Source organism: Helicobacter sp. 13S00482-2 (genome assembly GCF_002272795.1).
GTDB lineage: Bacteria > Campylobacterota > Campylobacteria > Campylobacterales > Helicobacteraceae > Helicobacter_J.
Window position 1 is genome coordinate 1 of record NZ_MLAT01000058.1, and the last position, 847, is coordinate 847.

1 protein-coding gene is annotated in these 847 nt (G+C 33.8%); it reads right to left on the reverse strand.

Annotated features, from left to right (window positions below; all coding sequences use genetic code 11):
- On the reverse strand, positions 1-847 hold an 847-nt coding region (locus tag BKH42_RS09080; protein ID WP_143428621.1), incomplete at both ends, for a filamentous hemagglutinin N-terminal domain-containing protein.

Here is an 847-nt window from a genome sequence, read left to right on the forward strand (position 1 = left end):
TTGTTCTTGTTTGTAAGCTTCATAAGCTTCTTTGGGTTTAGAGATCTCTACCTTGCCATTGACATCAATGATAAATCCTCCATCTCCTTCTTGTTCTGATGCCATCATAGCAATTCTTCCAGAATTCTTCACTCCGATTCCTTCTTCTGTAGCTACTAGATAGATGGATTTAGAAACAATAGAACCCAGATAAGCAACATCTAAAGCTAAAGCGATTTTAGTTTTAGATGTTGCTTCATCTGTTATCTCTATGGGTTCATAAAGCAAGATAGAAGATTGTTTGGATAGATCTATTTGTACTTGATTGCTTCCTAAAATCATATGAAGGGAATTGGCTAAGAGATCACCTTTTACTTTTAGAGATCTTGCAATCAAATTCAAAATAGGGATATTAGAAGCATTGAGTGCTTCTATGTTGATATGTCCTCTTTGAACCATCATGGTTAAGTGGTTATTGAGATCTTTAAGATCATTTAGTTTATTGATTTCTTCTAAAGATATACTTCCTGTACTTAAAGTACTAGAAGAGCTATTGATGAATCCACATCCATTGCAAGTGATTCCATTAGGATTGGCAATGATGAGATCTGCTTTTCTACCTGCTATTTCTATGAAACCTAGTAAGGTTGAGAGATGATCTCCTGTGATTTGATTTAAAATGAGTGAAGCTTCTTTGTCTTTAAGATGAATATTGCCATTAATAAGACCTGCTAGTTCTGAAAGAGTGAATAGATCTTTTGAATTATTGAGGATGAGACCTTCTTTATTGACATTGAATTCTTTGAAGTAATTATTAGAGATACCTCTAGGATTAGGAGAAGAGATGTTGATGATAGGAATGTGATTA